Genomic DNA, 13,593 nt, shown 5'->3' with positions numbered 1-13,593 from the left:
TAACATAAATTTATTGACATAAGTACGCAACTGAAGCCACTGTAGTCAATTAATAGCTTTTTTATGGCTGATGACTACGACGAATTTCTGTAATTTGGTCTGCTACATCCAGTAAAGATTTCGGCATTTCTGGGCCTGTGAGAATGATATCAACATGGGGAGGACGGTTTGCTAGAAACTCTAAAACCTCTGCTTCTGGAATTAAACCAAAGTTAATTGCTAAACTTAACTCATCCAAAACAACGAGAGAATACTTCCCTTCAGATACTACTTGTTGTGTATACTGCCACAACTGTTGTAAAGCTTGATTTTCCGTTTCCTCTAGGTGTGGTGTATCGATGCAACGTGGTAAATCACAGCGTATCCAATCTAAATTTTGCCCCATTTGTATAGGTTTGTTATGTCCTTGATGAATACCACCTTTGAGGAACTGCACTATTAACACTGGTGTACCTTGTCCAGCAATTCTTAGTGCTTGTGATATGACGCTAGTAAAAAAGTTACGATGGGAGCTAGTGAAAACTTGTACTAGTCCAGCAACGGAATATGGCAAGCTGAGAGTCGAATTGATACTTGGGGTTTCTAGTTGGGCAACCATAGGGCTAAGTTTAAAGAGTCACAATAGATGAATTAGTTGTTGCTAATAGTAGTAATTGCAAATTTACGCTGTATAATTAAGCTGTTTTGTACTGGTCTAGTGTATTTTAAGATTAGCATTATTAGTCAAACACTAGATTTATTCTCAAGTCAAGAGCCATTGTGATTTACATTGTGGTTTTTTTGCAGGAAAGTAATTGTAAAAATACAAACAAATAATTGGCAAACTTTATCATTTGGAAACTGGCGCTAGAAGCTAAAAATCATTAAAAAAGTGGATTTATCATTTTATTTGGGCAAAAAAACAGAGCTAGGCAGTAATGAATTTGAGATGATGAGGAGTGAACTGTTGTGAAATTGGTGATTTTAGGAGGTTCAGGTTCGGGAAAAAGCACTCAAGCACAAAGGCTCTGCAAATACTTTGATATTCCTCTGATTTCGACGGGTGAGATTTTAAGGGAAGCTATATCTGGTAATAAATCGGCGAATGGTTATGGTGAACTACATGATTTAGTCCTCTATGCCAAGCCTTATGTGGATAAAGGGGAATTAGTCCCAGACGAAATGATGATTGAATTTATCAAAGTTCGCCTCAATCAACTGGATGTTACTTGTGGTTGGATCTTAGAAGGCTACCCCCGAACGGCTTTTCAAGCGGAAGAATTAGATTTTTTGTTGGACAGTTTAGAACAAAAGCTAGATCATGCTATTTATCTGCAAGTACCAGAGGCGGTGATGGTTAGCCGTTCTTTAGGACGATCGCTCCCAGATGATCAACCAGAAATTGTCCAGCGACGTGTAGAGCTATTCTACGATCGCACTATTCCCATTTTAGAATATTATGACCGTCGTCGCCGTCTGTTAACTATCAATGGTGACGATTCAGCAGAACAAGTACAGCACAATATTCTCAGTTTACTTGGCAACAGGGAATAGGTGACAGTAAGAAGGCAAGAGGCAAAAGTTTCTTCTTCCCAGTCCCCAGTCCCCAGTCCCCAGTCCCCAGTCCCCGTAATCCTGCGGTAATCTAAAGGCAGAATACAAAAATTTTGAGGCAACTCCAATGGCTTGGCAGCGTCCCGACGGTCGAAACCCTTACGAACTCCGTCCACTGAGTTTTTATCCTAATTTTACCCGCTTTGCGCCTGGGTCGGTTCTGGCAAAATGTGGTGATACTCAGGTACTTTGTACTGTTAGTGTCACCGAAGGAGTACCCAGGTTTTTAACGGGGAGTGGTAAAGGTTGGTTAACGGCCGAATATCGGATGTTACCATCTGCCACACAACAACGACAGGAAAGGGAATTATTGAAATTATCGGGACGGACACAGGAAATTCAACGTTTAATTGGGCGCTCTTTAAGAGCCGCGTTGGATTTTGAGGTGTTGGGAGAACGGACGCTGACTGTAGATGCTGACGTATTACAAGCTGATGCTGGGACGAGAACAACAGCGATTACAGGTGGTTTTGTGGCTTTAGCCCATGCTATTTCTCAATTATTGCAGCGGGGAGTTTTAGAGCGATCGCCTTTGTGTGGACAAGTGGCAGCGGTGTCTGTGGGCTTATTGGGGGGAGAAGCATTTTTGGATCTTGACTACATTGAAGACGTGGCCGCAACTGTAGATTTTAACGTTGTCATGAACCAAAATCTGGGAATTATTGAAGTCCAGGGAACCGCAGAGGAAGGCAGCTTTAGCCGTCAACAGTTGAATCAGTTGTTAGATGTTGCCGAAAAAGGGATTCAGGAATTATTAATTGCTCAACGAGATGCTATTGCTGATTGGAATACCGTATTTACAGGAAATTAAGATGCAATATTTCCCGTCAATTGTCACTTGTGTTGAATACTGACTAATATCAAAAGTCAACACTAATGGCGGTAAACTTGCAACCAACAAGAAATCTGGAACAATTGTGGATTGTGCGCTGTTTGGCCACAGTGCTGCTCTTTGGTCAAATATCACTGCACATACTTCAAGGAAAAACTTATTACCGGAAGGTTCTGGATCATACAGTCAAAGCGGGACCTGCTTCGCTCTTGCCAGTTCTGTTAGTCAGCGGTTTTGCGGGGATGATTTTCACGATTCAAACAGCAAGAGAATTAGTCAGATTTGGTGCGGTGGAAAGTGTGGGAGGTGCTTTTGCTTTAGCCTTTTGCAGAGAATTAGCGCCAATTTTGACTGCTAGTATTATTGCCGGACAAGTAGGTTCAGCTTTTGCAGCTGAAATAGGAGCCATGCAAGTCACAGAACAGATTGACGCTCTTTATATGCTGAAAACTGACCCAATTGATTATCTCGTACTACCGAGAGTGATTGCTTGCTGTTTAATGATGCCTGTGATGATGATTTTTGCTTTGGTTATGGGCATCACAGGCGGAGTTTTTGCCGCAGCACAATTTTTTCAAGTTCAGCCAGAGACATTTTTAGAGTCAGTCCGAGATTTTTTAGCACCTTCAGATGTGTTTATTATTTTGCTTAAAGGGTTGATTTTTGGATTGATAGTTGCAGTTAATGGCTGTAGTTGGGGATTGACTACCAAGGGAGGAGCTAAGGAAGTAGGAGAATCTGCGACAACAGCAGTGGTGACTACTTGGGTAGCAATTTTTATGATGGATTTTGTGCTGGCCTTGCTACTGTTTGAGCAGCCTGTGCTTTAACAGTTATCACTTATCAGTTAGCGGTTATTTGAAAGCTGATCAGCGATTAGTACAACTGACTACTGACAAATGACCAGAAAAAGTGATAAAGAACCTCTAGGTTGATTATTTCCCACCTAACTTGATGATGTTAAAAGTTTCAAAAGTTAAAAAGGGAAATTGCCAAAAGTTAGGTAAGCTGTTGCTGGAAGCCGGCTATGTGATGATAAAGCCATGAACAACACGGTTGAAATTTTACCGGATCTACCTGCGCTGGTAACACGGGCGCTAAATTTGATCCTGTCCAAATTGGAAACTGCGATTCAAGAAAGGGGGCAATTTACTATTGCTTTATCTGGTGGCAGCACACCTGAGCCGTTGTACGAAGCAATAGGCTGTTCAAATCTGCCTTGGGATAAAATTCATGTGTTCTGGGGAGATGAGCGTTATGTACCACCAGATCACCCTGATAGCAATGAACTGATGGCGCGTCGTGCATGGTTAGACCGCGTTGCTATCCCAGCAGCTAATATTCACGCCATACCAACTTTATCAGCTAATCCAGCGGTAGATGCTGCCAAATATGAACAGCATCTGCAAGAATTTTTCCATTCTGCACCGGGAAATTTTCCCGCATTGGATGTAGTGTTACTGGGAATGGGTGATGATGGACACACTGCATCTTTGTTTCCCCACACCGAAGCTCTTAATGTACGCGATCACTTGATTACTGTAGGTAACAAAGACGGTAATCCTCGGATCACTTTTACCTACCCATTCATCAACGCTGCGCGGAGCGTGATTTTTGCAGTTGCTGGTGCTAATAAAAGACCTGCTTTAGCACAAGTATTCGCGTCCGTGGCTGATGATTTTACCTATCCATCTCGCTTGATTAAACCTCAAGGAGAATTGTTATGGCTGCTGGATGAAGCAGCTGGTTTGGAACTCAAACCCTAAATCAGTCAACAGGTGACAGGTGACAGGAAACAGGGAAGATGGAGAAAATAATATATAGCAATAGACAAGGCGGTTAGGAAATTCTTAAAAGCTCAAATTCAGTGATGAAAAGGGTTTTACTTTTGCCTTTTGCCTTCTGCTATAAGACTTCATGCCTTCTGCCTCTTGACTCTTGCCTCTTGCCTTTTCCCGCTGACAACTGACCACTGCTTGTGAGTAATATATTTTACGATGACCTTGACAAAGGCTTAAATCCATGATCGTCTGCCCGAATTGCAATCATCCCAATCCAGACGGCGCTGTTCAGTGTGAAGCTTGCTACACGCCGTTACCAGCGACTACTAACTGTCCCAGTTGTGGGGCAACAGTGCAAGCAGATGCTGCTTTTTGCGGTCAGTGTGGCTATAACCTGCACTCTAATACTGCCGCAGCAGAAGCAACAATAGTAGGATCAACGATGGCTCCCAATATTCCTGTGGAAGTACCACCGTTGGTTACTCCTGACCCAATGTTAGAACTTTTACAACCTGATGCTCTAGGGCTTGGCGCTCCTGCTAATCCTCCTGCTGCTTCTACCCTACCACCAACAGTAGTAGCAGCAGCCCCACAACCTATACCAACACCAGCACCAGCACCCATACCAGTTCCGCCTCCAGAAGCGGTGGCTCCACCTGCACCAATACAAGTTCCACCCCCACAACCTATACCAACACCAGCACCAGCACCCATACCAGTTCCACCTCCAGAAGCGGTGGCTCCACCTGCAGCAGAACCGGAACCCGCACCTGCACCAGTTCCACCTCCAGAAGCAGTGGCTCCACCTGCAGCAGAACCGGAACCCGCACCTGCACCAGTTCCACCTCCAGAACCGGAACCCGCACCTGCACCTGCGGTAGCAGCCTCTAGAACCCAATTACAACAGGTCGTGGCGCGGTTATTTCACGTCCAAAGTAACCAAGAAATTGAATTACCGCAAAATCTGTCTGTAATTCATATTGGCAAGCCTAATGACCGCATTCCCCCAGATATCGATGTGGCTGGATTTCCTAATTCAGAAATTGTCTCACGGATTCATTCAGATATTCGTGTTGAGGGAGATGCTCATTATATAGAAGATGTGGGTAGTTCTAACGGCACTTACATTAATAATTTGCCGCTATTACCAGGGAATAGACACCGCTTACGTCCAGGCGATCGCATCAGTCTGGGTAAGGGAGATTTGGTAACTTTCTTATTTCAACTCTCTTAGACGAATAATTCGTAATTGATAATTCGTAATTGATAATTCGTAATTCGTAATTAATAATGAGTAATCATAAATTACGAGTTACGAATTATATTTTAGGAATATTACCCATGAGGGAACCAAAAAATTTTCAACCTTTCCTGACTCAAGAAGCCCCCCCAGAATTTGAACGGATGGGGTTAACCTGGCTTGTGGGAGCAGCGATCGCCACGGCTATTCTGTGGCAATTCCCAGCAGGTGATTATATTTTATACCCATTTACCATCTTGGCGACTTGGTTTCATGAAATGGGTCACGGCTTGATGGCTCTGATGTTGGGGGGAAATTTCCAGAAATTAGAGATTTTTAGCAATGGTTCTGGTGTTGCTACTTATACTATGCGCTCAACCTTGGGTCCGATAGGTCCAGCTTTGGTTGCTGCTGCTGGTCCAATGGGTCCACCTATTGCTGGTGCAGCTTTAATTCTCGCTTCCCGCAGTTTTAAAGCCGCTTCTCTAAGTTTAAAAATCTTAGGGGGCTTTTTGCTGTTTTCTACATTAGTTTGGGTGCGTTCTTGGTTTGGCTTAATAGCGGTTCCCTTGCTAGGTTTAATTATTTTGGGAGTAGCTTTGAGAACTCCACGCTGGGTACAGGGTTTTGCAATTCAGTTTTTAGGTGTGCAAGCTTGTGTGAGTACGTACCATCAATTAAATTATCTATTTAGTTATAGTGCTGGTTCTTTAGGACTTTCCGATACAGCGCAAATGCAGCGGTATTTGCTGCTGCCTTATTGGTTTTGGGGTGGGTTGATGGCTGTGGCTTCTCTGGTGATTTTAGTGCAGAGTCTGCGGGTTGCCTATCGTTCAAAATAATGTGTAATAAAAATCACAAGAAGGCAATTGATTCTTTCTTAAAGCAAATTGCCAAACATCAAGAAAAGATTACACTGGAATTAGAGAAGGATTTTCCTAATCAGGGTTTAATTAAGCATTGGGAGAAAGAGATTAGGACTTTTGAAGAGAACATTCAGAAAAAGCTTAAAAGATTAGGTCAATGAATATGATGCAGATTACTGAAAGACATCTTCCAATCACTAACTCAACTCTCAGTACCTTAATTACTGAATTGGGTGAAGAATGCCAGAAAGTACAAACGTTAATTAATCAGCTACAGTTACCTGGTTTAACCTCTGATCAAAAAGGTGACATTATAGCAGAACTTCTCGTGAGTGTCGTTCATCTACATACTCATTGTGATGATGATTTTCAGGAGCTAATTTCTAGTGAATTAGAAGAGTTACCTGATGATCAACAGAATCAGAAAAAAGAAGAAATACCGAATGCGCTTGAGGCATAGACCGAGGGAATTGATAACACAAGAAATAGCAGAGGAATATGAACCAATTATTAAGTTGAATAGTAAAGAAATATAGCAGAAGTCAGGAGTCAGGAGTCAGGAGTAAAACCCTTTTGTAGTGGGAGTTTCATTATCAATTGATGTCCTAACCACCCTGTCCATGGCTATAAGTAGGGCTTGCTGAATAAAGATAAAACCGTTTATTAATAAGGGTTTCGCGGATTTTTATCACAAGAAAGTGCAAGGTTTTGGTTTATGGTGTCTCAAAACAGGTGCAATTTTCCTTGTCGGATATGGGAAATTGAAGATATCTAGATAGCTGAAACTGTTCCCTGTTCCCTGTTCCCTGTTCCCTCCCCTCACAGACAAATTTTTCAGCAAACCCTAAGTAAAGAAATAGAAGAGTTAACTGAACAAGAATAATGAATGTAAAAAGCGATGCCTGGGTTGGGCGTAGCCATCGCATTTACATTACCAAATATCAACCAACTAAAGCCTTTTCCGGTTGATAGCGGATTTCATTGGCACAAGAACGACCTTGTTCAATGTCAGCTATATTAGCAAAAGTGGTGTCAGCAATATTCCGCAAAGCCTCTTCTGTAAAGAAAGCTTGATGTCCCGTAATTAGGACATTGGGAAATGTCGTCAAGCGTTGGAAAATATCATCTTGAATAATTTCCCCAGACAAATCTTCAAAAAACAATTCTGATTCTTGCTCGTAAACATCTACACCGAGATAACCAATTTGACCAGATTTCAACCCCTCAATCACTGCTTGGGTATCAATCAACGCACCCCGGCTAGTGTTAATAATCATCATACCAGGTTTCATCTGGGCGATCGCTTCACTATTAATCAAGTGATGAGTTTCCGGCATCAGGGGACAATGTAGAGAGATAATATCAGAATTGGCAAACAGTTCTGGCAGTTCCACGTACTTTCCACCTAAAGCTTCTAAATCTGGGTTTTTATACAGATCATAAGCCAGTAAATTACAGCCAAACCCTTTCATAATCTGTCCCAAAATCAGACCGATTTTTCCTGTACCGATAATCCCCACTGTGCGCTCATACAAGTTAAAACCTAACAGCCCATTCAGAGAAAAATTACTTTCCCGCACACGGTTATAAGCACGGTGAATTTTGCGATTTAGGCTTAAAATCAAGCCTACAGCGTGTTCTGCTACCCCATAGGGTGAATAAGCAGGTACACGGACAACAGTAATTCCTAACTTGGCAGCGGTTGCTAAATCTACATTGTTGAAACCTGCACAACGTAGAGCAATCAAACGAGTTCCCCCAGCAGCGAGAATTTCCAAAGTCGAAGCATCAACTTGATCATGGACAAATGCACAAACACAGGGAAATCCAGCTGCTAAGATGGCAGTATCTCGATTCAGACGAGGTTCAAAAAATACCAACTCATGTTGAATCGGAAAATTTGCAGCTTCTAAAAACTGCCTATCGTAAGTTTTTGTACTGAAAACTGCTACTTTCATCCAAAATTTCAGGTTATATGCTGCATGACACCTTATACGCTACACCCTACACCTCACACCTCACAAACTTCTTAATTATTTCCTTCGCACACAGAGCATTGTAATATCATCAAACTGCGGTGCATCAGCAGTAAAATCAAATAAATTAGTTTTAATCGAATTCAGCAAGTCACTAGCAGAAGTGGATGGTTGCTCTAGAATATCTCGCAGTCGCTTGTCTGTAAATAACTTACCCTCAGGGTTTTTGCCTTCAGTCACCCCGTCAGTATAGCCAATCAATATATCACCAAGTTCAAGCTGAACTTGCTCGATTTTAAATTTCATTCCCGGCATCATTCCTACTGCTGGTCCAGTAGATTTAAGAATTTTCTTCACACCAGATTCGTTAAGAATAAAAAGTGGTTCATGTCCACCATTAATATAAGTAAGTATGCCCGTTTCTGGCTCTAGAACACCAAAGAACATGGTTGCAAACATACTCATTTGCCAATGATTTTTGGCAACATATTCATTAGTTCTTGAAACTGCTTGCAGCGCCTTGACGTGAGCTAAATTTGTAGAGATAGACTCACCAATCCAACCACTGGTTGGCTGATTTTCTTCTAGAACTTGATTGGCAGTGCCGCGCAATTGGGTTTCGGAAGAAAATACACGGATTAAACTCCGCATCAGCGCCATAAATAGTGCCGCTCCTACACCTTTATCACATACATCGGCAATTACCAGTCCTACGTGATTATTAGGAAGGTCAAAAGTATCATAGAAGTCTCCAGCTACCTGACGGGCTGGATGAAAGCAAGCTGCAATTTCCCAGTTAGGCAATTTAACCAGTTGATATGGGAGAAAATCAATCTGTATCTGTCTTCCCTTTTCTAGTTCAGCATCAAGAGCCTTTGAATATTTATCAAGTTTTGAGTACAGACGAGCATTTTCCAAAACTAAAGCCATTTGGTCAGCAGTTAGCAGCATGAGATTAGCTGTTTCTTGGCTAAAATGTCCTGGTTGACAGTGTAACAGGGTGATAATACCTAGTAATTCTTCACCCCTAATAATGGGAACAGCTAAAGCAGAACGGACATTATAAGGCTGATTAGGTAAGGTGAGCCAGCGATCATCATTCTCAGTATCTATAATCAATCCTAGTTCACGGTTACGGATTACCCAACCAGCTAGACCTTTATCCAATACATTACCGATCAGGTTTTTGCGCTGTTCTGGCGTTACTTCCGCTCGTGACAAAATCGCATCTGCTACTTTTCCAGAAGGCTCTAGTAAAAATAGACTACCTTTTTCAGAGTTAGTTTGATCCGTGGCGACATCTAATGTAGTCTGTAATGCGGCTTTTAATACCTCTCCTTCAGTAGAAGAGCGTGCCATTGATACTAATTTCTCTAGCAAATGACTTTGAGCCTTGAAAACAGCTTCTTCATTTCTGAGTTCTGCTACTTCTCGGCGTAGTGATTCTAGTTCTTCGTAATCTACTGTTTGAGCCTGATTGTTAAAATTCATATTCCCCCGAAGCAAATGATTGCTACCATCAATTTAAACTGAGTTGTACCAAAAATTAGATACCTAAAACCTGTGTGTGTTGATATTTTTCAATTGCTTAACCTATCTAACTTAGATTTATGGGGGCTGAATTAACTGAATATAACCTAAACAAACATCTATAAATCGGCTATTTGCAATTCACAACGAAGATGTTACGATTTTTATCTCCCACACGCTCATAAAAATATTGATCAACGCCCTGAATTGCTAAGTATACTCCCAGCCCGCCCATCCGGCGTTCATCCAAACGCTTATTTAATTCTTCAGCCTCAACAGTCACCATTTCGTAAGGATCGTATCTGGTTCCTGTATCTTCAATACAAATACTTAAAGTTGATTCATGGAGATTGCTAGATAAGTCTAATTTGCCTTCCAAACCAGCTTCTTCATAACCATGAATAATGATATTAGTGGCAATTTCATCAACTGCCAAACGGAGCTTGTAAGTAGCTTTTTTGTCCAATCCTGCTGACTCAGCTGCTGTGATCACGTATTTAGCGATCGCTCCTAAAGAGTCTAGTCTTCCCGATACGGTTAAAGTTTCCATAAACAGTGGTTGTTGTACAAAGCCATAATGAGGGTTAATATCTGCGTTTCTTGAATAAACGCAGATTGGCATCTTTTAAAATTTTTTGTGTTGCTGATTTTGGCGTTGCTGAATTAGGGTATGAAATTGAAAAATCAATGATTTCAAACTCTTACTCTCTGTGACTGGAGCGCCTCTGCGTGAAACAAAATCATACTCTTAATCAGCAACGCCCTGATTTTATGTATGAATATGATTTTGTATTATCTCTGTAGAGACGTTTCGCCAAAACATCTCTACCCTTAAATTCATATCTTGTTCCAGCGAGTCAGATTACTACACGCTTTCTATTTTGGCAGCGTCGTACTCATCTAGCAAATATACACTGTGATGGAAACCAGTTTTTGTAATTGTCTCCAAAACTGTATCTTTTTGAGCGCCTACCACATAAATATCCAATGTTCCCATCTTTTGTTTAGCGAAGATTAGCACCCGGAGTCCGGCACTAGCCATATACTCTAAGTCTTGCATCATCAGCACCAAACGTTGAGGATTGTGGGCAGCAGCTTCTTCTACCTTTTCCTTGAAAATTGATGCTGTACTTGCATCCAGTTCTCCAACTAAGGTAATTTTAGCGATATTGTCACTTGTTTCTAGAGTTACGTTTAAAGCCATGATTTTCTGTTATTGGTTGAATTGGAAAAAAGTAATTGAAAGTTGAAAGTCGGCAAATTTAACTTTGCCAAACTTAAATTTATTTACCTACCAAGATAGCCATAGAGCGATCGCCCATCAACAATCCCGATTGATTTTCTAACACAGGTTCTGCACCAGGTTGCCAGCTATCATAGGGTGAGGTAGCGCCAGTATTCGCAAATATATGCCAATTCATGCCCACAGGCAAGCCAGGAATCTCAAACCACAGAGAGTCCCAGTGCATATTCATAGCCACGTAGACATAATTATCTTCTACTGTGCCTAGCTTGGCGTGTTTTCCACAGAGCATGAAAGCCAGAGTCCGGCTAGAATCAGACCAATCAGCGTTCCAGGCTTGGGTTCCATGCCAAGTAATATCTGCATAACCACTACCTACATAATCGCGATTTTGGAAATGCCAGGGATTTCTCAATACTGGATGAGCGTTGCGGAAAGCGATACAGTGTTTAAAAAACTTAAACAAATCTGCATTAGTTTTTAACAGATTCCAATCTAACCAGTTCAAATCATTATCATGGCAATAAGTATTATTATTACCATATTGAGTACGCCCCACCTCATCACCCATGAGAATCATTGGCACACCCTGACTTACCATCAACATTGCCACAGCATTTTTAATTTGCCGATGGCGTAAAGCATTAATGCCTGGATCATCTGTTGGACCCTCCCAACCACAGTTCCAACTATCATTATCATTAGTGCCATCATTATTATTTTCACCATTGGCTTCATTATGTTTCCCGTTATAGGAAAACAGATCCATCATGGTAAAACCATCGTGGGCCGTAATAAAATTAATCGATGTTGCGGGAGCGCGGCCAGACCAAGCATACAAATCAGGAGAACCTTGGAGACGTTGAGCAGCATCACTAACCGTACCATCTCCCTTCAAAAACTTACGAATCCCATCACGGTACTTACCATTCCATTCAGCCCAACGTCCGTAAGCTGGGAAAGAACCTACTTGGTATAAACCGCCCGCATCCCAAGCTTCAGCAATCAGTTTACACTTTGCCAGAATCGGGTCAAAAGCCAAAGATTCAAGCAGAGGAGGATTTGCTAAAGGTGCGCCCCAAGGATCACGACCTAAAATAGCTGCCAAGTCAAACCGGAAGCCATCAATATGATATTCCGAAGCCCAGTAACGCAGACAATCTAGAACTATACCCCGAACAATGGGGTTATTGCAGTTGAGAGTATTACCAGTACCGCTAAAGTTGTAATAATACCCTTCTGGGGTAAGCATATAATAGGTCTTATTGTCAATCCCTCTAAAAGAAATTGTCGGACCATGCTCATTACCTTCGGCAGTGTGGTTAAAAACTACATCGAGAATTACCTCAATCCCGTTTTTATGTAATTCTTTAACCAGTGCTTTTAGCTCATCCACCTGCATCCCAAATTTACCTGTAGCAGCATAACCAGCTTTGGGAGCGAAGAAGCCAACGGTACTGTAACCCCAGTAATTATACAGAGTTTCCCCAGTTTGGGGATTAGGACGGCTATTTTCAAACTCATCAAATTCATAAATAGGCATCAACTCCACAGCATTGACACCCAACTCTTTCAGGTAAGGAATTTTATCCCGGATACCTGCAAAAGTACCCTGATGTTTTTCTTTCACACCAGAGGAGGGATGACGGGTAAAACTGCGGACGTGCATCTCATAAATAACTTGATCCTCTGGGGGAATTTCCAAAGGACGGTCATTTTCCCAGTCAAAATCATCAAAAGCAATTCTAGCGCGGTGGTGATAGATATCATTCCAGTCTGGAGTTACACCCCAAACATCCCGACCACCAATAATTTTGGCGTAGGGGTCCATCAAAACTTTGCTGCTGTCAAACCAATGACCTTGCTGGAAATTATTTGGACCATCCATACGATAGCCATATTCCAGATTTTCATAATCAAGGTCAAAGACAGTCATGCAATAAACATTACCAATGCGAAACTCTTCAGGAAAAGGAATTTCGACTAAAGGTTTTTTGGCGTGCTTTTCAAACAAGACTAAAGTGCAGGATTTAGCGTAACTCGAAAAAATCGAGAAGTTAACTCCTCCTGGAACTAGGGTTGCACCAAACGGAAATGGTTTTCCGTTGCGTAATTTGAACCCTTCATAAGTATGCGTTGGATGAACATCAATTCTTTCCATTAAACTTTTCCTTATTTGAGGGCTTGTAATCCAGTGTCTAGGTCTTGAGCAGTGACAAAATGTTCTAAGAATCCAGTTACTTCCATTGTGTCTTTAACTTCTTCACTCAAACCCACTAATACTAGTTTGCCTTCTTTCAATGTTGATTGCCGATGTATAGTCAGCAAAGTTCGTAAACCTGCACTAGACATATATTCCACCCCTGTCATATCGAGCAGAATTTTACTACCTGGTGCTACTAGAGGTAAAACTTCTTTTGTTACCAATGGTGCTGTACTGGCATCTATATCACCCTCCAGCACAACTACTTCGATGTCTTCTGTCGTCTGGATATTAATCGTAATTTTAGTTTCTTCCATGTTACCAACTAC

At 41.7% G+C, this 13,593-nt stretch carries 14 protein-coding genes; 7 read left to right on the top strand and 7 right to left on the bottom strand.

Translation table 11 applies throughout. The annotated features are described in order from the left end of the window. Window positions 1–61 precede the first annotated feature (61 nt). Window positions 62–598 (bottom strand): P-loop NTPase family protein, encoded by a 537-nt coding sequence (locus H6G06_RS06620; RefSeq protein WP_190558245.1) that lies wholly within the window; start codon window positions 596–598, stop codon window positions 62–64. A 350-nt stretch (window positions 599–948) separates the two neighbouring features. On the opposite strand from H6G06_RS06620, the gene H6G06_RS06615 reads away from it, so the two are divergent. The 7 genes from H6G06_RS06615 (at window position 949) to H6G06_RS06585 (ending at window position 6,772) form a co-directional block, all read left to right on the top strand. Further along, a complete protein-coding gene (locus H6G06_RS06615; protein ID WP_190558243.1) occupies window positions 949–1,533 on the top strand; it encodes a nucleoside monophosphate kinase in 585 nt (194 codons plus the stop codon). 127 nt (window positions 1,534–1,660) lie between these two features. Next, the gene (rph, locus tag H6G06_RS06610) at window positions 1,661–2,404 is read left to right on the top strand and encodes a ribonuclease PH (RefSeq protein WP_190558240.1); all 744 of its coding nucleotides are present in this window, start codon (window positions 1,661–1,663) and stop codon (window positions 2,402–2,404) included. 65 nt (window positions 2,405–2,469) lie between these two features. Beyond that, window positions 2,470–3,255, top strand: a complete 786-nt coding sequence (locus H6G06_RS06605; protein WP_190558238.1) for an MlaE family lipid ABC transporter permease subunit — start codon at window positions 2,470–2,472, stop codon at window positions 3,253–3,255. Window positions 3,256–3,468: 213 nt separating this feature from the next. Beyond that, window positions 3,469–4,191 (top strand): 6-phosphogluconolactonase, encoded by a 723-nt coding sequence (pgl, locus tag H6G06_RS06600; protein ID WP_190558237.1) that lies wholly within the window; start codon window positions 3,469–3,471, stop codon window positions 4,189–4,191. A gap of 256 nt (window positions 4,192–4,447) precedes the next feature. Beyond that, on the top strand, window positions 4,448–5,440 hold the full coding sequence (locus H6G06_RS06595; protein ID WP_190558235.1) for an FHA domain-containing protein: 993 nt from the start codon (window positions 4,448–4,450) through the stop codon (window positions 5,438–5,440). Between the two features lie 107 nt (window positions 5,441–5,547). Continuing rightward, window positions 5,548–6,288, top strand: a complete 741-nt coding sequence (locus tag H6G06_RS06590; protein WP_190558549.1) for a M50 family metallopeptidase — start codon at window positions 5,548–5,550, stop codon at window positions 6,286–6,288. A gap of 187 nt (window positions 6,289–6,475) precedes the next feature. After that, a complete protein-coding gene (locus H6G06_RS06585; RefSeq protein ID WP_242039605.1) occupies window positions 6,476–6,772 on the top strand; it encodes a hypothetical protein in 297 nt (98 codons plus the stop codon). A gap of 481 nt (window positions 6,773–7,253) precedes the next feature. On the opposite strand, the gene H6G06_RS06580 is transcribed toward H6G06_RS06585, so the two are convergent. The 6 genes from H6G06_RS06580 to H6G06_RS27245 form a co-directional block, all read right to left on the bottom strand. Then, window positions 7,254–8,270 (bottom strand): 2-hydroxyacid dehydrogenase, encoded by a 1,017-nt coding sequence (locus H6G06_RS06580; RefSeq protein ID WP_190558233.1) that lies wholly within the window; start codon window positions 8,268–8,270, stop codon window positions 7,254–7,256. Window positions 8,271–8,345: 75 nt separating this feature from the next. Continuing rightward, window positions 8,346–9,779: a PP2C family protein-serine/threonine phosphatase gene (locus tag H6G06_RS06575; RefSeq protein WP_190558231.1), complete on the bottom strand. Its 1,434-nt coding sequence runs from the start codon at window positions 9,777–9,779 to the stop codon at window positions 8,346–8,348. A gap of 169 nt (window positions 9,780–9,948) precedes the next feature. Next, window positions 9,949–10,440, bottom strand: a complete 492-nt coding sequence (locus H6G06_RS06570) for an ATP-binding protein (protein ID WP_242039604.1) — start codon at window positions 10,438–10,440, stop codon at window positions 9,949–9,951. Between the two features lie 243 nt (window positions 10,441–10,683). Then, window positions 10,684–11,022: an anti-sigma factor antagonist gene (locus H6G06_RS06565; protein ID WP_190558229.1), complete on the bottom strand. Its 339-nt coding sequence runs from the start codon at window positions 11,020–11,022 to the stop codon at window positions 10,684–10,686. A gap of 79 nt (window positions 11,023–11,101) precedes the next feature. Beyond that, entirely contained in the window at window positions 11,102–13,222 is a 2,121-nt protein-coding gene (glgX, locus tag H6G06_RS06560; protein WP_190558226.1) for a glycogen debranching protein GlgX, read from the bottom strand. Between the two features lie 11 nt (window positions 13,223–13,233). Continuing rightward, window positions 13,234–13,581, bottom strand: a complete 348-nt coding sequence (locus H6G06_RS27245; RefSeq protein ID WP_190558224.1) for an STAS domain-containing protein — start codon at window positions 13,579–13,581, stop codon at window positions 13,234–13,236. Window positions 13,582–13,593: the final 12 nt, after the last annotated feature.

The organism is Anabaena sphaerica FACHB-251, assembly GCF_014696825.1.
GTDB lineage: Bacteria > Cyanobacteriota > Cyanobacteriia > Cyanobacteriales > Nostocaceae > RDYJ01.
Note: the sequence above shows the minus strand (reverse complement) of the source record. Positions and strands in the feature narration are given on the sequence as shown.

What these genes read in the sequence shown, in the direction of transcription:
- H6G06_RS06620 (WP_190558245.1), bottom strand. Translation starts at nt 598, where the DNA reads ATGGTTGCCCAACTAGAAACCCCAAGTATCAATTCGACTCTCAGCTTG.
- rph (WP_190558240.1), top strand. Translation starts at nt 1,661, where the DNA reads ATGGCTTGGCAGCGTCCCGACGGTCGAAACCCTTACGAACTCCGTCCA.
- H6G06_RS06605 (WP_190558238.1), top strand. Translation starts at nt 2,470, where the DNA reads ATGGCGGTAAACTTGCAACCAACAAGAAATCTGGAACAATTGTGGATT.
- pgl (WP_190558237.1), top strand. Translation starts at nt 3,469, where the DNA reads ATGAACAACACGGTTGAAATTTTACCGGATCTACCTGCGCTGGTAACA.
- H6G06_RS06595 (WP_190558235.1), top strand. Translation starts at nt 4,448, where the DNA reads ATGATCGTCTGCCCGAATTGCAATCATCCCAATCCAGACGGCGCTGTT.
- H6G06_RS06590 (WP_190558549.1), top strand. Translation starts at nt 5,548, where the DNA reads ATGAGGGAACCAAAAAATTTTCAACCTTTCCTGACTCAAGAAGCCCCC.
- H6G06_RS06585 (WP_242039605.1), top strand. Translation starts at nt 6,476, where the DNA reads ATGATGCAGATTACTGAAAGACATCTTCCAATCACTAACTCAACTCTC.
- H6G06_RS06580 (WP_190558233.1), bottom strand. Translation starts at nt 8,270, where the DNA reads ATGAAAGTAGCAGTTTTCAGTACAAAAACTTACGATAGGCAGTTTTTA.
- H6G06_RS06575 (WP_190558231.1), bottom strand. Translation starts at nt 9,779, where the DNA reads ATGAATTTTAACAATCAGGCTCAAACAGTAGATTACGAAGAACTAGAA.
- H6G06_RS06570 (WP_242039604.1), bottom strand. Translation starts at nt 10,440, where the DNA reads ATGCCAATCTGCGTTTATTCAAGAAACGCAGATATTAACCCTCATTAT.
- H6G06_RS06565 (WP_190558229.1), bottom strand. Translation starts at nt 11,022, where the DNA reads ATGGCTTTAAACGTAACTCTAGAAACAAGTGACAATATCGCTAAAATT.
- glgX (WP_190558226.1), bottom strand. Translation starts at nt 13,222, where the DNA reads ATGGAAAGAATTGATGTTCATCCAACGCATACTTATGAAGGGTTCAAA.
- H6G06_RS27245 (WP_190558224.1), bottom strand. Translation starts at nt 13,581, where the DNA reads ATGGAAGAAACTAAAATTACGATTAATATCCAGACGACAGAAGACATC.